Here is a 15,940-nt window from a genome sequence, read left to right as displayed (position 1 = left end):
GGTGAACCCTATTGGACTTTTTTCGAACCAATTTTTAAATGAATTAAAGAGTATCACTGATTTGGAATAACTAGTTTAAGCCAGCCTCAGGAACCAAATTGCGCAAGCACGTTTTACGATCGCATTCGCCACTGACTTCTTTCTAAATTGTTTTACTTGCTTTTTCAATTATTATTTTTACTTATTAGCCAGTACTAACAGGTAAATCCGAATCATACTTACATTTCTATTTTTAATAGGAAGCTTCCGTTGCTTCAGTCGCAGACTGGTACACTTCTTTGCTGTCGTTAACTAATGTAACCAATTCCTTCAGATCACTGATTACTTTCTATTTAGTTTTTAATGATGATGCTTTAATGCTTTCCATATTTTTTAGATTTCCTCAACCATTGAAATAAATCAGCCATAATTCAGATATATATCAATGTAAAATAAAATGAATTAGAAGTAAAAACACTGGATGCCATAACTTGTTACTAATGAACATCTAAAAACTATTTCAACTATGGCGACTAAAGGAGCAAAAGTGGAGAGAAGTTCAGTATCTGAACAGCCACATGAATTAAAGTATGAAGCAAAGAAAACCGGTACTTCAACAAAAAAAGTAGAGGAAGCCAAAAAAGAATCCGGCAGTAATAAACGTCCGGCTGTCGAAAAAGCGATCAAAGGAAAGTAATTCATTAACAGCCCCGAAAGGGGCTTTGTTGTCTGCCATGCAAAAGCTAAAGAAATATAATAAAAAGAGGGATTTTAAGAAAACTGCTGAACCCAAAGCGGGGGCGAGTAAAGACAAAAATCATTTGATATTCGTTGTTCAAAAGCACGACGCATCCCGACTACATTATGATTTCCGCTTGGAAATGGATGGTGTTTTGAAAAGCTGGGCGGTGCCTAAAGGTCCTATGCTTGATCCAAAGGTAAAACATCTGGCTATGATGGTGGAAGACCATCCTTTCGATTACCTCAATTTCGAGGGAATCATTCCTGAAGGTGAATACGGTGGGGGAACTGTTATTGTTTGGGATGAGGGTACTTATGAACCTATCGACCCGATCAAGGGTAAAAAAGCGCAGGAAAAGCATTTATTGAAGCAATTGGCCTCCGGCCAACTGAAGATCAAGCTTCACGGAGAAAAACTAAATGGCGAATTCGCGATGGTAAAAACGCACGGCATGGGCGAAAATGCTTGGCTAATGATCAAACACAAAGATCAGTTTGCTACTGGTGAAGATGTAACCAAAAAAGATAAATCCATTTTGTCTGGCAAAACCATTGAAACGATGGCAAAAACAAGCGAAAAGATTTGGCAGCACAGCCATGAGGAAGATATGAATCCAGACGAGGTGTTAGCGGACAATGTTGAAACTGAAGAAAATGAAAAAGCTGATATTAAAGCATTACTGCAAGCAGCGCCCAAATCCAAAGTACCCGCTAATATCAAGCCGATGAAGGCAACACTTGTTGATGAGCCATTTGATGAGCTTGGTTGGTTATTCGAAGTGAAGTGGGATGGTTACCGGGCTTTAGCCATATCGGATAATAAAGATGGTGTACAGTTAATTTCCCGAAACAACCTGCCTTTCGACAAATATTACCCGATTAACGAAGCTTTAAAAAGCTGGAAAATGGATGCGGTGCTGGACGGCGAATTATTGGTGTTGAACGAAAAAGGTATATCGGATTTCGGATCAATGCAAAATTGGCGCAGTGAAGCGGATGGCAATCTGGTCTATTATATATTCGATATTTTATGGTATGAGGGTAAAAATTTGATGGGATTGCCATTAAGCGACCGGCAGGCGATACTACAAAGCGTTATTCCAACCGATAATGACCATATCCGCCAAAGCAACGTATTTGATGCCAATGGAATTGATTTTTTTGCCGCAGCAGAGCGCATGGGACTGGAAGGTATTATTGCAAAGAAAGCCGACAGTGTTTACACATCAGACCTGCGCAGTAAGGAATGGCTGAAGGTGAAAGTGCAAAGGCGGCAGGAAGTGGTAATCGCGGGTTTTACGAAAAATGAAGGAACTGGCAAATCATTTAGTGCCTTAGTTTTGGGGGTGTATAAAAATGGCGAACTGCAATTTATCGGAAAGGTCGGGACGGGTTTTTCGGATAAGTTACAAAAGGAAATGATGAAACAATTTGAGCCGCTTATAACAAAAAAAAGCCCCTTTGATTACGAGGTAGATGTAGATAAACCTACTCGTTTCCGACCTAAACGCATGGGTGCCAAGCCAACCTGGCTGAAACCGGAACTGGTTTGCGAAGTAGGCTTTGCCGAGGTGACCAGCGATGGCGTGTTCCGCCAGGCATCTTTCAAAGGTATGCGTACCGACAAAAGAGCCAAGGAGGTAATCCTTGAAACCCCGGCAAGTACCGAAGAAACAGTTACCGAAGAGAAAGAAAAAAATACGTCTAAAACCACACCTAAGAAATCCGACCTCGCCTTAGTCCCAGTAAAAAGTGCAGAGCGCAAAACCCTGCTAAATCCGACCGAAGATACCCAAACAAAAAAAATCTGCGGCCATGATCTTAAGTTCAACCATGTTACTAAATCATACTGGCCGGAAGACAAGATCAGTAAAGGTGAAATGCTCAATTATTATTACAAGGTTGGGGAATATATGATGCCTTACTTGAAGGATCGGCCAATGTCATTGAACCGTTTTCCCGGCGGAATCCACGGCCAAAGCTTTTACCAGAAGAATGTAACCGATAAAGCGCCCGATTGGGCGAAAACATTTGACCATATAACAGACGAAGGAAAGGTCACTAAATATTTAGTAGGCACAGATGAAGCAAGCTTATTATGGATGGCATCTTTGGGTTGTATCGAGATAAACCCATGGTTCAGCCGTGCGCAAACACCTGATAACCCGGATTATTGCGTTATCGATCTTGACCCAGACAAACATACTTACGACCAGGTGGTGGAAGCTGCACGGATTACTAAAGATATTTTGGACGCTATCGATGTACCTTCTTATCCGAAAACATCCGGTTCTACGGGGATGCACATCTATATACCCCTAGAAGGCAAATACACTTATCAGCAAAGCCAGCTATTTGCTAATATTATCGTCAAGCTTGTTCATAAACAAATCCCGGATTATACAAGTTTAGAGCGTAGCACTGCTGCCCGTAAGGGCAAAATGTACCTCGACTTTTTACAGAACCGTCCGGGTGCAACTATTGCCGGCCCTTATTCTTTACGCCCAAAGCCTGGCGCGACGGTTTCCACACCGTTGAGCTGGGATGAAGTAAAACCTGGTTTAACCATCCAGCATTTTAATATCCATAATGCGATGGATCGCTTTAAGGAAACCGGAGATTTATTTAAAGGCGTTTTAGGGGAAGGGATTGACCTGAAAAAAACCCTGACAACAGCGCAGCGTATTTTAGGGTAAGTTATCTTTTTGTCATAAGAAGCAAATAAGTTTGAAGACAGTCAGTTATTTTATGATGAAAAGTAAATTTACAAATTCAGTACAAAAGACATTGAGCATAAGAACTTAATCGTGCCACAATCTCAAATCAAGCACTTTAAAAACAAATTAATATTCAATTTGTATATTTACAATATCTCACCTTAAAAACATGCCAGGAACAGAACAGCAAAAACCCGGTCTTTTAGACTTGCATATTTTTAAACGTTTACCGGGCAATTTTCTTCTGCTTTCGCCAAAATTAAATATCGTCGAAATGAGTGAAGGGTATCTTCACCTTACTGGTAAATCTCGGGTGGTTCTAACTGGTAGCTATTTATTTGATGTATTTCCTGAGAATGCAGAATGGTCTCCGAGCCAAAACGGCGGCATTGCCGTTTCCCTTGAAAAAGTTTTAAAAACCGGGGATGCTGACGAATTACCAGTAATTCGTTTCGATACTCTTTCTGATACGGGGGAATTGCAGGAACGCTATTGGAAAACAACGCATCAACCTATCAAAGACCAAAACGGACAATTAGAATTTATTATTCATCAAACATCTGATGTAACGTCCGAGGTTCTTAAAGACCATCAAGTCCAGCAAATGCTTGCCGCCGAAAAAAAAGCTTCTGCTGCTGCAAGGCTTCAGGCAAATCAAATGGAACAGCTTTTTCATGATATTCCGGCGCAGATTGCTATCGTGAGCGGCCCGGATTTGGTGTACGATTATGTTAATCCCCAATATCAGCGCGAACTTTTCCCTGGCCGTGAAGTATTAGGCTTGCCATTGTTGACTGCGCTTCCTGAAGTAGAAGGGCAACCAATCTTGGAGATACTGAAAGCCGTTTACAACAGCGGTCAACCACACATTCAAAATGAAATGCTTATCCCTTTGGCACCGTATCCCGGTGCTGCACTTAAAGACCATTATTTTAATTTAGTATATCAACCTTTATTTACAGAAAATGGCGAAGTTTACGCTATACTTAGTTTCAAGTACGAGATTACTACCCATGTAATTGCACGAAAAAGGTTAGAGGACACGGGCAGTGAACTTGCTAACGCAAATCAAAAATTGGACGCATCGCTCATTTCTCTGCATGCACTTAATGAAGAACTGCAATCATCTGCTGAAGAACTCATTGCAACCAATAAACAATTACTAAGTGCGCAGAATGACCTAAGTAACTTAAACCTAGCTTTAGAGACCCGGATTGCTGACCGAACCCTGGAATTAGAGAATAGTTTTGAGGAGCAGCAAGTACTAAACGAGGAAATCAGCGCAGCTAATGAAGAAATGACTGCTGCAAATGAAGAACTTACCGTAACGAACGAAGAACTTAGCGAAACGCAGCGGTTATTACAGCAAACTTTAAATGGACTATCAGAAAGTGAGCAGCGCTTTCGTAACCTGATTAAGGACACAGCTGTTGGTATTATCTTGTTGACCGGCCAGGAATTAAAGGTATCCATTGTAAATGATGCTTATGCAGTTTTGATCGGGCGATCTGTTGCGGATCTCAATAACCAACTTCTTTTCGACGTTATCCCGGAAGCAGAGCCCATTTTTCGACCCATTATAGATCGCGTTCGTGAAAGTGGCGAACCGCTATACTTATACGATCAGCCTTATATGATTTACAGAGATGATCAAACGATAGAGGGTTTTTTAAATCTTGTTTATCAACCTTTTAGAGAAGCCAATGGAATTATTACCGGGGTAATAGTACTTTGCCAGGATGTGAGTATTCAGGTTAAGGCACGACGCGAAATGGAAAAAAGTGAAGCGCGATTTAGATTCCTACTTAATGCCATTCCCCAACAAGTGTGGACCGCTACTCCTGACGGAGCACTTAATTATGTTAATCAAGTGGTTGCCCTCGACTTCGGCCATACTACTGAATCTGTTGTTGGCCACGGCTGGAAAGAATTTGTTCACCCGGACGATCTCACGTTGGCATTGGAAAAGTGGATTAGGTCTTTAAATAGCGGACGTGAGTACCTTACCGAATTCCGTTTGAAATTTGCCGACGGGAATTATTACTGGCACTTGGCACGAGCAGTGCCACTCGTTGAAGATGGCAAAGCGGTGTTATGGGTTGGCACAAATACAAATATTCATGATAGAAAAAACAAAGAGTATAAAAAGGACGAGTTTTTAAGCATTGCCAGTCACGAACTGAAAACTCCGTTAACGACAATTAAAGCATTTTTCCAGTTAGCTAAAAAAGATGCTGCAGAGCACAAAGTACTTAACCAATTTGTTGGTAAAGCAGAACGTCAATTAGAACGGCTTGGGCGATTGATAGAAGACCTTTTAGACGTGTCTAAAATTAATGCTGGCAAAATGATCTATAATATGGATGATTTCGATTTTGGCATAGCATTGATCGACACAGTAGAAAGTATACAGCAAACCTCTGCCAGGCATAAGTTAAAAATTGCGTCTAATTGTGGCATAATCTATCATGGTGATAAACATCGCATTGAACAGGTATTAATCAATTTGTTAAATAACGCAATTAAGTATTCTCCAGATGGTGAGGAGGTTATTGTCACTTGCACAGTCGAAAAGAAAAATTTGATTGTTTCTGTTAAAGATTTCGGCATCGGAATACCTGAAGAACATCTGAAAGGACTTTTTGACCGCTTTTATCGAGTTGACAATTCTTCGGCTCGTTTTCAGGGACTTGGTTTAGGATTGTTTATATCTGCTGAAATAGTTAAACGTCATGGCGGTAGTTTTTGGATTGAAAGCACACCTGGTGAAGGTTCTACATTTTACTTTTTGCTTCCCGTTAATGGCAAACAAGAGTTTGCAGATATCGCCGGCGATGGGCAAAGTTTCTATGAAGGCGATTTTATTACAGTGAGGTATATGCCCGAAAACTTTTACCTTGATGTGAATTGGATAGGTTATCAAAATTATGATTCTGTGGTCAAAGGCTGTGGAATTATACTTGATCTGATGCAAAAAAACAACTGTAGCCGCGTACTTAACGATAATACAGAAGTTAAAGGCAACTGGTCAGAGGCCTCTGATTGGGGAGCCGAAGTTTGGTTTCCTGACATGGCAAGAGCGGGATTGCAAAAATTCGCATGGATTTATTCTCCCAGTGCTTTTAGCAGGATCGCTGCCAAAATTAGTTTGCCCAACGCCTATGATCCGGTTGCTTTTTTCGATGATAAAGAATCGGCCAGACAATGGTTAATCACAAATGTTTGATAATTATTAACAATTTCATGCCGATATTTTAGGAGCAAATTAAAATTAGATATTTAGAAAGTAATTAGTTTTTTTAACATCACCCTTATTTGATAATCAACTTTTTACCAGATAGTTATAACTTTTGGTAAAATAAAAAATTTTGTAAATTGCTTCGTAAAACCACAATTAAATGACAAACACAAATCCTTATAAATTTCTACAGGGTGGTGGGGAAATGGGTAAATTGATTAGGTCTATTGATTGGTCACAAACGGCTATCGGCGATGTGGCAACCTGGCCTGCAGAACTGAAAATTGCAACCGGAATAATGTTATCAACTCCTTTCCCGATGTATATAGCTTGGGGAAAAGAGTATATTCAACTTTATAATGATGGGTATAGGCCAATTCTCGGCGCTACCAAACATCCGCAAGCAATGGGTATCAGTACGCGGGAAACCTTTGCAGAAATATGGCATATCATTGAATCAATGTTTGACGGAGTGATGGACGGCCAGGCTGTAGGCTTCCCTAATTTTATGCTTCCACTGGATAGAAACGGTTATGTAGAAGAATGTTTTTTTGATTTTTCATACAGCCCTATTAGTGATGAAGATGGTAATATTGGCGGAGTATTGGTGACGGTTATCGAGATAACTGAAAAGGTAAAAACCCTTGCAGATTTACAACAAGCAAAACAGGATTTAGAAACCGCTAAAGGTGAAACGGAGGGCCAGCGTGATCAGTTGAAACGTTTCTTTATGGAAGCGCCGGCAGCTATTTGCGTAACTAACGGACCAGAATTTGTATTTGAATTAATTAACCCCTTATATCAGCAGTTTTTTCCTGAGCGACAGATTTTGGGCAAACCCGTTCTCGACGCTTTACCAGAGATTAGAGGACCTGTCTATGATATTTTAAAAGGCGTTTATAATGATGACAAAACCTTTGAGGGGAATGAGTTACTTATCCCATTGGCACGCTATGACGGCGGACCTATGGAAGACCGCTATTTTAATTTTATTTATCAGCCCCGGCATAATTCGATTGGCAAAGTAGATGGTATATTGGTTTTCGCTTTTGAGGTTACTGATATGGTTAACGCTAAAAAAGAACTTGAAAAGGAAAAAGATAAATTCAAATTGGCCATACTTGCAGCGGAACTTGGCACCTTTGACATGGATATGACCAAGGGTACTATGGAATGGGATGATCGCTGCCGGGAGCTTTTTGGGATCGATCACGAAGAAATTGTTACCTATGAAAAAGACTTTTTACAAGGATTACATCCTGATGATAAGGAACGTGTAATCAAGGTGATTGAGCGGGTGTTTAATCGGAGTGAGAGCAATGGTTTTTATGACGTAGAATACCGCACAATTGGAGTGGCAGATAAAAAAGTTCGTTGGCTAAGGGCTAAAGGACAAGCTTATTTTGATAACGAGGATAAGCCTTACCGATTTATAGGCTCCGTTTTAGAAGTCACTGATAAAAAGCAGGAAGAGTTAAGGAAAAATGATTTTATTACCATGGTAAGTCATGAACTCAAGACTCCGCTTTCGGCTTTGAGCGGATATGTCCAAATGCTACACCTTCAAGCTGCCAAAAATATGGACACATTCGCAGGCAGCATACTTGGTAAGGTTGGTCAACAAGTAAAGAAAATGACTGGCATAATAAATGGGTTCTTAAATATTTCGCAGATTGAAGCGGGAAAGATTCCTTTGAACAAAAGAAAATTTGCATTTGCCGACCTAGTAAACGAAATTATAGAAGCATATACAATAATAGCACCTGACCATTCAATAACTAATCACATTTATGAACCAATAATTATCCATGCAGATTATGATCGCTTAGAACAAGTATTGCTTAATCTGTTAAATAATGCAGTGAAATACTCTCCAAATGGTAAAAAAATAGACATTACATCAAAGGTAACTGGAGAAATGCTTCGGGTTAGCGTTAAGGATGAGGGCTTAGGTATAGAACCATCAGATGTCAAAAAGTTATTTGATCGCTTTTTTCGAGTTGACAACCACCATACTAAAGCAATTCCGGGTTTTGGTATAGGCTTATATTTATGTTCCGAAATCATCCGGCTTCACGAGGGTCGCATATGGGTTGAAAGCGAAATTGGGTCTGGTTCTACATTTATTTTTGAATTGCCGATAATGGACAGCACTGAATATTTGCCTAAATAGTCTTCATTAGAATTATTTAACATGGAAACAATAATCTAATAAACAAATAGCTGTAGTATTAAGTCCTGAATATTTTAACTTATCTAATGCTGTTAATTTGATTTTACACTTAATTTTTAAACAAGTATTTAAACTTTACATGAATTAAACTGCTCCTGATATTCAACAATTTTTAAAAATGGCCGCAAACGCGGCCATTTTTAAGGAAAAACCTATTCAACTTCTGCCGCCGCAGCTTCATTTACGTAATTTTCAGCTACCTGTGTTAATAAAGAATCGGCATTCTTTTCTTCAGATAAAGTTTCATCTAACAGCCCTTGTGCTTCAGTATAGCCCAAAGTACCAGCTAAAGTACGCAAAGTGCCATAAGATGCTATCTCATAGTGTTCTACTTTTTGAGCAGCGGAAATAATCGCTACATCGCGCACCTCTGTACCTTTTTCAGTATCTGATAATAATTCGGTGGCCTCTTTCAATAAGCCTTCCATTGCGAGACATTTTTTAGCAACGGCTTTTTCACCGATGGAAGCGAACACACTTTCAAGACGAATAATTTGGTTTTTAGTTTCTTCAAGGTGGGTAGTAATCGTTTGTTTCAGATCTTCTGAAGTTGCGCCCTTAATCATTTTAGGCAATGCTGCCGCCAAATGTTTTTCAGCCCAATAAATATCTTTGATCTCGTCAACAAATAATTCTTTCAAAGCGCTTTCTGCTTCTGGTGTACGGCTTGCAGCTGCTGCAACCGCCTTCTTAGTTGTATTAGTTGCCATTTCTTGTTTGAATTTTATTAATATACTCTATTAATTTATTGAGATTAAATACAATTTCCATTCCAAAATTATGACTTCCAGTTTAAATTGATTTTTTGGTCACCATTGATGGCGTACTCGATATGCCCATCCTTTCTAAGTTTGCCTTGTAATTCGCCGGCTTCACCTTCAACTGTAATAGCAGATAAGGTTTTATTATTTTTTTTAACAATAAGCATCCGACAACTTAAGCGTTTATCCCCTTTAACTTTAAAACTGAGTTTACCCTTGCGTTGTTGATGGGCTGCGGTCGGGTAATCGAGATAGATCATAAAGTCTTCGCCATATAGTTTATAGAAGTGTCGCGGAATAATACCAAAAGCCACCCCGGCACCGTATACTTCCTGTCCTACTGTACCGGATTGCTCCCAGCCGTCATGAATATCTTCAATTGCGATCCAAAGTTTATGATCGACCTGACCGGTTTTAATTTCTTCAGAAAGCATTTCCTTTGGCAGGTTCGGCGGATAATAATACGGCGCCCGATGTAAAATATATTTTATAAACTCGGGTAGTAATAAATTTACCGATGGCAGAATTTCTTCATCTTCTGCGTACAACAGGAAATTATGGAGGGCTGCAAAAACTTCCTGCTCCTCATAAGCAGCGGTATATGGTGCATCGTTCAACGGAAATAAAGCAAAGAAGGTAGGATAATCCTTTGCGTAACCATAATTACAATCCCAAAGCTGAAAGTTCTTAAAAATGTTGGCCAGGCATAGATAAGCCAAGTCCAGGTACACGTTTTCCTTTGTTTCTTTATATAACCATAGCATAGCATTAGCACCGAAAGCTGTATTATTAGCCTGATAAAAAAGTTCAAAGCCTTTTCCTTGCAAAGTTTTAGCCGCTTTTTTAGCTTCCAAAAGGTATTTGCCTTCGTTGGTTAACTGCCAGGCATGAAGCATTACCAAAGCATATAAGCCAGCCACGTCTTTTTCGCCGCCTTTACCAGGCTGAGTTTCCGCTTTAACTACTTCCAGCGTTTCCATATTATACATCACCGGCCATTCGTAATTAAAATGGCGGGCGACTTTAATCGTAAAATCCAGTGAATCTAAAAATAGTTTTTTTCCTTGTTTATCCCCGCGTATGGCCAATCTGCCCAGATTTAATAAAGGGTGGTGCAAATACCATGAATCCATCACGTTGGGGTGTAACTGCTCCTCATCACCGCTCAAATCATTCGCCAGAGCGGGCAGGAAACGCATCACGGTTTTCAAATCTTTACTGTAGAATGCATCCAATCCGTTTTGAATCTTTTGAATTGCCGGCAGGTCGGTTTGACACCAATCATAATAGTCAGTTAACGGCATTAAGACGGCAAGCTGTACCATTAGTTCCGGCGGCGTTTGGTAATCAGCTACATAAGCATTGAGGTAATCCTGCTCCGCCCCATGCGACCAGCAGCCGTGGCTAAATTCCATGTCATGCAGTCCTTTATCCACCATATCCAGCCAGCTATAATACTCTGTAGTTGGCTTCGGCATCACCAAATAGATGTCTGCTAATAAATTAAGGAACTGTTTGGCCAGATCCATTTCATTTTTTGGTTGGTCAGGGCTGAACGCAATAAAGGCATCGGAAAGTACCAGTTCCTGTTGCGCGGGTATGGGTTTGTCTTTCAGCGTAGGCGGCAACGCAAAGCCTAGTTCCGGCCAGTTCCCGCCAACCACATTTCCCAGTGAGGTTTCGGTCGCCTGCGCATAATCGTTTAAGGCGGTCAGGTTTTGAAAATATAGCAAAGCGCCTGATTTTGGCTGATCTAAACTGATATATTGTAATCCCGAACGTGTCCCGACCTGACTGATGTGAATCGTGCCTTTTGGCTTTATATTGCTTTCAGCCGGCCCGGTGATGACCAGGTCCCGCGGCCAGAAGGGCACTAACAAGGAATCATTGGCTTTAAAGGATGTTGTATACCGGATTAAGGGCTTGGTCTTATCAGGAAATTGCAGCGTGACCCGACAATGCCCGATGGTGGCCGAAAGATGAATAATGATACCGTCTTCCTGAAGGGTTGTTTTTCCTAATTGTAAATGATCGTTAGGGGCATAAGCCGGGCGCAGCACAACCTGCATTCCTTTCGGACAGGTCACGGCAATCCAAAGCGAATTGTTTAAAGTATGAACGTTAACTGTGTAGCCTGCGATCTCTTCCGTAAATATGGCTGGCAGATCTTGCTCGTGAAATAAGGTCCTGACCACTGCGGCCCAGGGTGATATTGCATCCATTGTAAAAAAGATTATTGTTAAACAAATTCCTTACACCTGGAACCCGTCGGATAGCACCAGTAAAAAAACGTAAGACATTAACTATGCTGATTATTAATTGTTTCAATTTTCTTTAAAAATTATTTCTTTAATTCAAAGAGTGGTTTTGGTCTAAAAATTGCACAGGCAAAAGTTCACCATTTAAAAATCACCACTATGTTTCACCATGTAAAAGACTTACAGTTCAATGCCAGGGTATCCCGCCCTGACCCGCGTTTTGCCAATTTATTATTAGAGCAATTCGGCGGCGAAAACGGCGAATTGGCTGCTGCGATGCAGTATTTTACACAGGCTTTCGGGGCCAAGCAGCCACACCCGGACAAATATGATATGCTGATGGATATCGCTACTGAGGAGTTCAGCCACCTGGAGATTGTTGGTGCTACTATTCAGATGCTGCTAAAAGGGGTGAATGGCGACCTCAAAGACGCAGCTGAACAAAGCGAGATCATGGTTGCCATGAACGGCAAAGCGGCTAAGGAAAACGTGATCCATTCGGCCCTATCTGCCAACCCGCAATTCCCCATCATTACAGGCGGTGGTCCGACACCGCGGAACAGCCAGGGCATCCCCTGGTGTGCGTCCTATATAAACTCCAATGGTGACCTAACCGTTGACCTACGTACAAACCTTGCTTCTGAGTCGCGGGCGAAACTGGTTTACGAACACCTGATGAAATTCACAGATGACCCGTATATCCACGAAACCTTATCGTTTTTGATGACCCGTGAGGTAACCCATTATAAGATGTTCGAGGCTGCATTGAACAGCATTCAACCAAATTTCCCTCCAGGTGTATTAGCAGCCGACCCTCGTTACTTGCAAAATGTATATAACCTGTCAGACGGAACGGTTCGTGGCCCCTGGAATGAAGGCGAGATCAAAGGAATGGGCAAAGACTTTATTTATGTAGAAAACCCATTACAACAAGTAAAGGAAACAGAAGGCCAAACCAAGCTACCGGAAGATTACAGCAAAGAGTTGAAAGCCAGCGAGAAACTGGACAAAGATATGAGCGCGATTAAAAGCGAAGAAGTGAAACAAGCCGAGCCGAAAGGCGTGGCGCAATGGAGTACCTATTAAACAAATGAATACCGGACAACGCATCACTTCGCCCGAAGGATCAGGTGAGGTGTTAACCACTTTTGGCGATAAAGTAGTACTTAAACTGGATAATGGTGAAACCACAACTTTACCTGCTGACCAGATACAATTAGAATGCGTAACGGACTTGAGCAATGAATCGCCCATTTTAGCGGAAGTCCGAGCCGAGCATGCGGCACAGATTGTCAACAAACTGAATCATTTAAACGAACCACAACAAAATCAAATACCTATGGAAATCTCTGAAAAAGCAATCGATGTGATCAACGATCTGATCAAAATTAACAATGACCGCGTAGCGGGATTCGAAAAAGCAGGCACTGACCTGGAAGGCGACGACAATGGATTGATCGCCTTGTTCAATAAATTGGCCGGCGAAAGCCAGCAGTATGTAGTTGAACTCACCGATATCGCGCAGCAATATGGCGGCGAGCCTGCCGAAGGCACCAGCACTTCAGGTGACCTGCACCGTGCCTGGATAGATATCAAAGCGACGTTTACCGGCAGCGATCTTTTGGCCATATTAAACGAGTGCGAACGCGGCGAAGATGCTGCGAAAGCTGCTTACCGTGATGCCCTTGACCCGGAGAATGAATTAAATCCGGAACTGGTGCAGGTTTTACAAATACAGCAACAAGGTATTACCGAAGGCCATGATCTGATCAAGTCACTACGTGATCAGGTGGAAACCTCGGATGATAACTATGATAATGATGAAAAGGTAGATTCAAACGAACCGGCTTATCAGGAACAACAAGATCAATTTACAGCGCAACCATCTTACGACAGTGCGGCTAATGAATTCGGATCACAAACTGCTTATGCGCCAGAACCTGAAAGTATTGAGCAGGAAGAGGAATGGCAAGAGGAACAAACCGCATCAAACGGTAATTCTAAATTAATGGAATTTTTTGTGAACGAGCTAAAAGACTTGCTTTGGGCTGAAAGAGAATTGGTGGATACATTGCCCGATATGGCAGAAGCTGCTACTTCACCGGAACTGAAAACGGCTTTTACCGATCACCTGGCTCAAACGGAAACCCACGTGAGCAGATTGGAACAGATCTTTGGTATACTGGGTTTAGAACCCGAAACTACTAAGTGCGATGCCATGTCGGGCATTGTTGACGAAGGCGATGAGATCATCAGTAATACTGAAGAAGGCACCGCCCAACGTGATGTTGGTTTGATATTCGCAGGACAAAAAGCCGAGCACTACGAGATTGCTTCTTATGGTGGCATGATCAGCCTGGCCAAAACATTGGGCTATTACGAGATCGCCGAATTGTTGGTAATGACTATTGACGAAGAGAAAACAGCTGATGCATTACTGACCCAAATAGCAGAAAATCATGTGAATTACGAAGCCAGCACAGAACGCGCTGAAGATTAAGAAAGTCTTAGCAACCACTGTTTCGATGGCGGTTGCTGAAACCAATGCTTTATTTAACTGTTAAATCAAAAAAACAATTACAAATGAAAAAATTCAATTTATTTTTTGTTACGCTTGCAGCCGCGGGTCTGATGCAAGCGTGTTCAGGGAACAAGAGTGCTTCCAGTTCTGATAGCACGGCTATCAAAACAGACAGTAGTACGGTGACTACTGTTAAAACTGATTCATCGGCCGTGGTGATGACCGACACCACATTTGCGGCCAAAGCCGCTGTTGGCGGAATGGCGGAAGTAGCCTTAGGTAAGATGGCAGCTTCCAAAGCCATTGACAGCCAGGTCAAAGATTTTGGGAACATGATGGTTATGGATCATGGCAAGGCAAACGCTGAACTGATGAGCATCGCTAAAGCTAAGAACATCATTCTGCCGGCAACTTTAGATGCTGAGCACCAAGCTAAGAGCGACAGTCTGAGCAAATTAAGTGGTAAAGATTTCGATAAAGGTTATGTAGCAGTAATGGTCGAAGGCCATAAAAAAACATTAGCGCTCATGCAATCAGAAGCATCAAACGGCAAGGACTCCGATCTGAAAGCCTTTGCAGCCAAAACTGCACCGGTCGTCAAGCACCATTTGGACGAGATCTTGAAAATTCAAACCAACCTGAAATAATTCTAATAATTATTATAGTTTTGATGAAAGCCGCTTTTTTAAGCGGCTTTCTTTTTGAACAACCATCGTTTTTCACTGACAGATGCGTTTCGAAAAGCAGCGCGAAATTCCTCTGCGTCTTTAAAGGCTAATTGCGGTATCAACCTGGTTTCAAAATAAAGCTCGAATTGATTTGTTTCAAATGGCCAGGGATCGATGGTTAACGTATCGGAGGCCGCTTGTATTAACCGATATTCTTTCTCGTCCGGGCCGTTGCTGATTTCGATGCCACGACCTTCGGGCTGGTTCTCATGCTGGCAAAGTAACAATGATAAAGCATCGCACCACTCCAGCAGCCGGTAGTCCCGCTGTGCTTCAACAGTCGTCAGTTTTAATTCTTTTCTCCAGTGTTTTTGCAGCAACTTCTGTTCTCTCATGAATTGAGCGGCTTTTGGATTTTCTTCACATGCTGCGCCATAAACAAATTCGAGATGCATAGAACACAGCAAAGCGATATAGCGACTTTTGGACAAAGCGAAATCCATGGTTTCCGTGCAATGCCGCTCCTCAAATACTTTCATTTTAAAGTTGACAGGTCCGCCCTGCGGTGTCAGCAGATTATCCCGTTCCAGTTCTATCTGCGCATCATCATGTTCGGCAATGGCCAGCAAAGTTTCTATCCAGTGTTCAGTCCTGACCGAATGTTGCCATTGCATAGCGATCTGTGCGGCAAGTAACCCGTGTGCCCTTTGCGTAATGACTTCCCAGCCTCCTTCTGTATAGTTAACGATCATTGCATTTTAGTTAAAGGGTAAGTAATTCGGTAGCGACGTTGATAGTTTAGATCTTATTTTTAATAGCTTATA

General features: G+C 41.6%; 10 protein-coding genes. 7 read left to right on the top strand and 3 right to left on the bottom strand.

Annotation, left to right across the window (positions count from 1 at the left end; all coding sequences use genetic code 11):
• The first annotated feature begins 505 nt into the window (after positions 1 to 505).
• From IDJ76_RS20650 to IDJ76_RS20635, 4 genes are all read left to right on the top strand, one after another.
• Positions 506 to 676 (top strand): DUF3606 domain-containing protein, encoded by a 171-nt coding sequence (locus IDJ76_RS20650; protein WP_191166272.1) that lies wholly within the window; start codon positions 506 to 508, stop codon positions 674 to 676.
• A gap of 37 nt (positions 677 to 713) precedes the next feature.
• Positions 714 to 3,416: a DNA ligase D gene (gene ligD, locus IDJ76_RS20645; protein ID WP_191166270.1), complete on the top strand. Its 2,703-nt coding sequence runs from the start codon at positions 714 to 716 to the stop codon at positions 3,414 to 3,416.
• Positions 3,417 to 3,606: 190 nt separating this feature from the next.
• Positions 3,607 to 6,663 carry a PAS domain-containing protein gene (locus IDJ76_RS20640; protein WP_191166268.1) on the top strand — a complete coding sequence of 1,019 codons (3,057 nt, stop codon included), beginning with the start codon at positions 3,607 to 3,609 and terminating at the stop codon, positions 6,661 to 6,663.
• Between the two features lie 172 nt (positions 6,664 to 6,835).
• Entirely contained in the window at positions 6,836 to 8,848 is a 2,013-nt protein-coding gene (locus IDJ76_RS20635; protein WP_191166266.1) for an ATP-binding protein, read from the top strand.
• A 212-nt stretch (positions 8,849 to 9,060) separates the two neighbouring features.
• On the opposite strand, the gene IDJ76_RS20630 is transcribed toward IDJ76_RS20635, so the two are convergent.
• Together IDJ76_RS20630 and IDJ76_RS20625 are read right to left on the bottom strand one after the other, a co-directional pair.
• Entirely contained in the window at positions 9,061 to 9,618 is a 558-nt protein-coding gene (locus IDJ76_RS20630; RefSeq protein WP_191166264.1) for a YciE/YciF ferroxidase family protein, read from the bottom strand.
• A gap of 68 nt (positions 9,619 to 9,686) precedes the next feature.
• Positions 9,687 to 11,891 carry a hypothetical protein gene (locus IDJ76_RS20625; protein ID WP_191166262.1) on the bottom strand — a complete coding sequence of 735 codons (2,205 nt, stop codon included), beginning with the start codon at positions 11,889 to 11,891 and terminating at the stop codon, positions 9,687 to 9,689.
• Between the two features lie 195 nt (positions 11,892 to 12,086).
• On the opposite strand from IDJ76_RS20625, the gene IDJ76_RS20620 reads away from it, so the two are divergent.
• The 3 genes from IDJ76_RS20620 to IDJ76_RS20610 all read left to right on the top strand — a co-directional run bounded on the left by IDJ76_RS20620 (position 12,087) and on the right by IDJ76_RS20610 (position 15,095).
• The gene (locus IDJ76_RS20620; protein WP_191166260.1) at positions 12,087 to 13,013 is read left to right on the top strand and encodes a manganese catalase family protein; all 927 of its coding nucleotides are present in this window, start codon (positions 12,087 to 12,089) and stop codon (positions 13,011 to 13,013) included.
• Between the two features lie 4 nt (positions 13,014 to 13,017).
• The gene (locus IDJ76_RS20615) at positions 13,018 to 14,427 is read left to right on the top strand and encodes a DUF892 family protein (protein WP_191166258.1); all 1,410 of its coding nucleotides are present in this window, start codon (positions 13,018 to 13,020) and stop codon (positions 14,425 to 14,427) included.
• A gap of 83 nt (positions 14,428 to 14,510) precedes the next feature.
• Positions 14,511 to 15,095 (top strand): DUF4142 domain-containing protein, encoded by a 585-nt coding sequence (locus IDJ76_RS20610; protein ID WP_191166256.1) that lies wholly within the window; start codon positions 14,511 to 14,513, stop codon positions 15,093 to 15,095.
• Positions 15,096 to 15,133: 38 nt separating this feature from the next.
• On the opposite strand, the gene IDJ76_RS20605 is transcribed toward IDJ76_RS20610, so the two are convergent.
• Positions 15,134 to 15,868, bottom strand: a complete 735-nt coding sequence (locus tag IDJ76_RS20605) for a DUF3891 family protein (protein ID WP_191166254.1) — start codon at positions 15,866 to 15,868, stop codon at positions 15,134 to 15,136.
• Between the last annotated feature and the right edge of the window lie 72 nt (positions 15,869 to 15,940).

Origin of the sequence: Mucilaginibacter glaciei (assembly GCF_014773245.1) — a bacterium.
GTDB lineage: Bacteria > Bacteroidota > Bacteroidia > Sphingobacteriales > Sphingobacteriaceae > Mucilaginibacter > Mucilaginibacter glaciei.
Note: the sequence above shows the minus strand (reverse complement) of the source record. Positions and strands in the feature narration are given on the sequence as shown.

Coding starts and splice junctions, on each gene's coding strand:
- IDJ76_RS20605 (WP_191166254.1), bottom strand. CDS start 15,868: ATGATCGTTAACTATACAGAAGGAGGCTGGGAAGTCATTACGCAAAGG.
- IDJ76_RS20635 (WP_191166266.1), top strand. CDS start 6,836: ATGACAAACACAAATCCTTATAAATTTCTACAGGGTGGTGGGGAAATG.
- IDJ76_RS20640 (WP_191166268.1), top strand. CDS start 3,607: ATGCCAGGAACAGAACAGCAAAAACCCGGTCTTTTAGACTTGCATATT.
- IDJ76_RS20615 (WP_191166258.1), top strand. CDS start 13,018: ATGAATACCGGACAACGCATCACTTCGCCCGAAGGATCAGGTGAGGTG.
- IDJ76_RS20620 (WP_191166260.1), top strand. CDS start 12,087: ATGTTTCACCATGTAAAAGACTTACAGTTCAATGCCAGGGTATCCCGC.
- IDJ76_RS20610 (WP_191166256.1), top strand. CDS start 14,511: ATGAAAAAATTCAATTTATTTTTTGTTACGCTTGCAGCCGCGGGTCTG.
- ligD (WP_191166270.1), top strand. CDS start 714: ATGCAAAAGCTAAAGAAATATAATAAAAAGAGGGATTTTAAGAAAACT.
- IDJ76_RS20625 (WP_191166262.1), bottom strand. CDS start 11,891: ATGGATGCAATATCACCCTGGGCCGCAGTGGTCAGGACCTTATTTCAC.
- IDJ76_RS20630 (WP_191166264.1), bottom strand. CDS start 9,618: ATGGCAACTAATACAACTAAGAAGGCGGTTGCAGCAGCTGCAAGCCGT.
- IDJ76_RS20650 (WP_191166272.1), top strand. CDS start 506: ATGGCGACTAAAGGAGCAAAAGTGGAGAGAAGTTCAGTATCTGAACAG.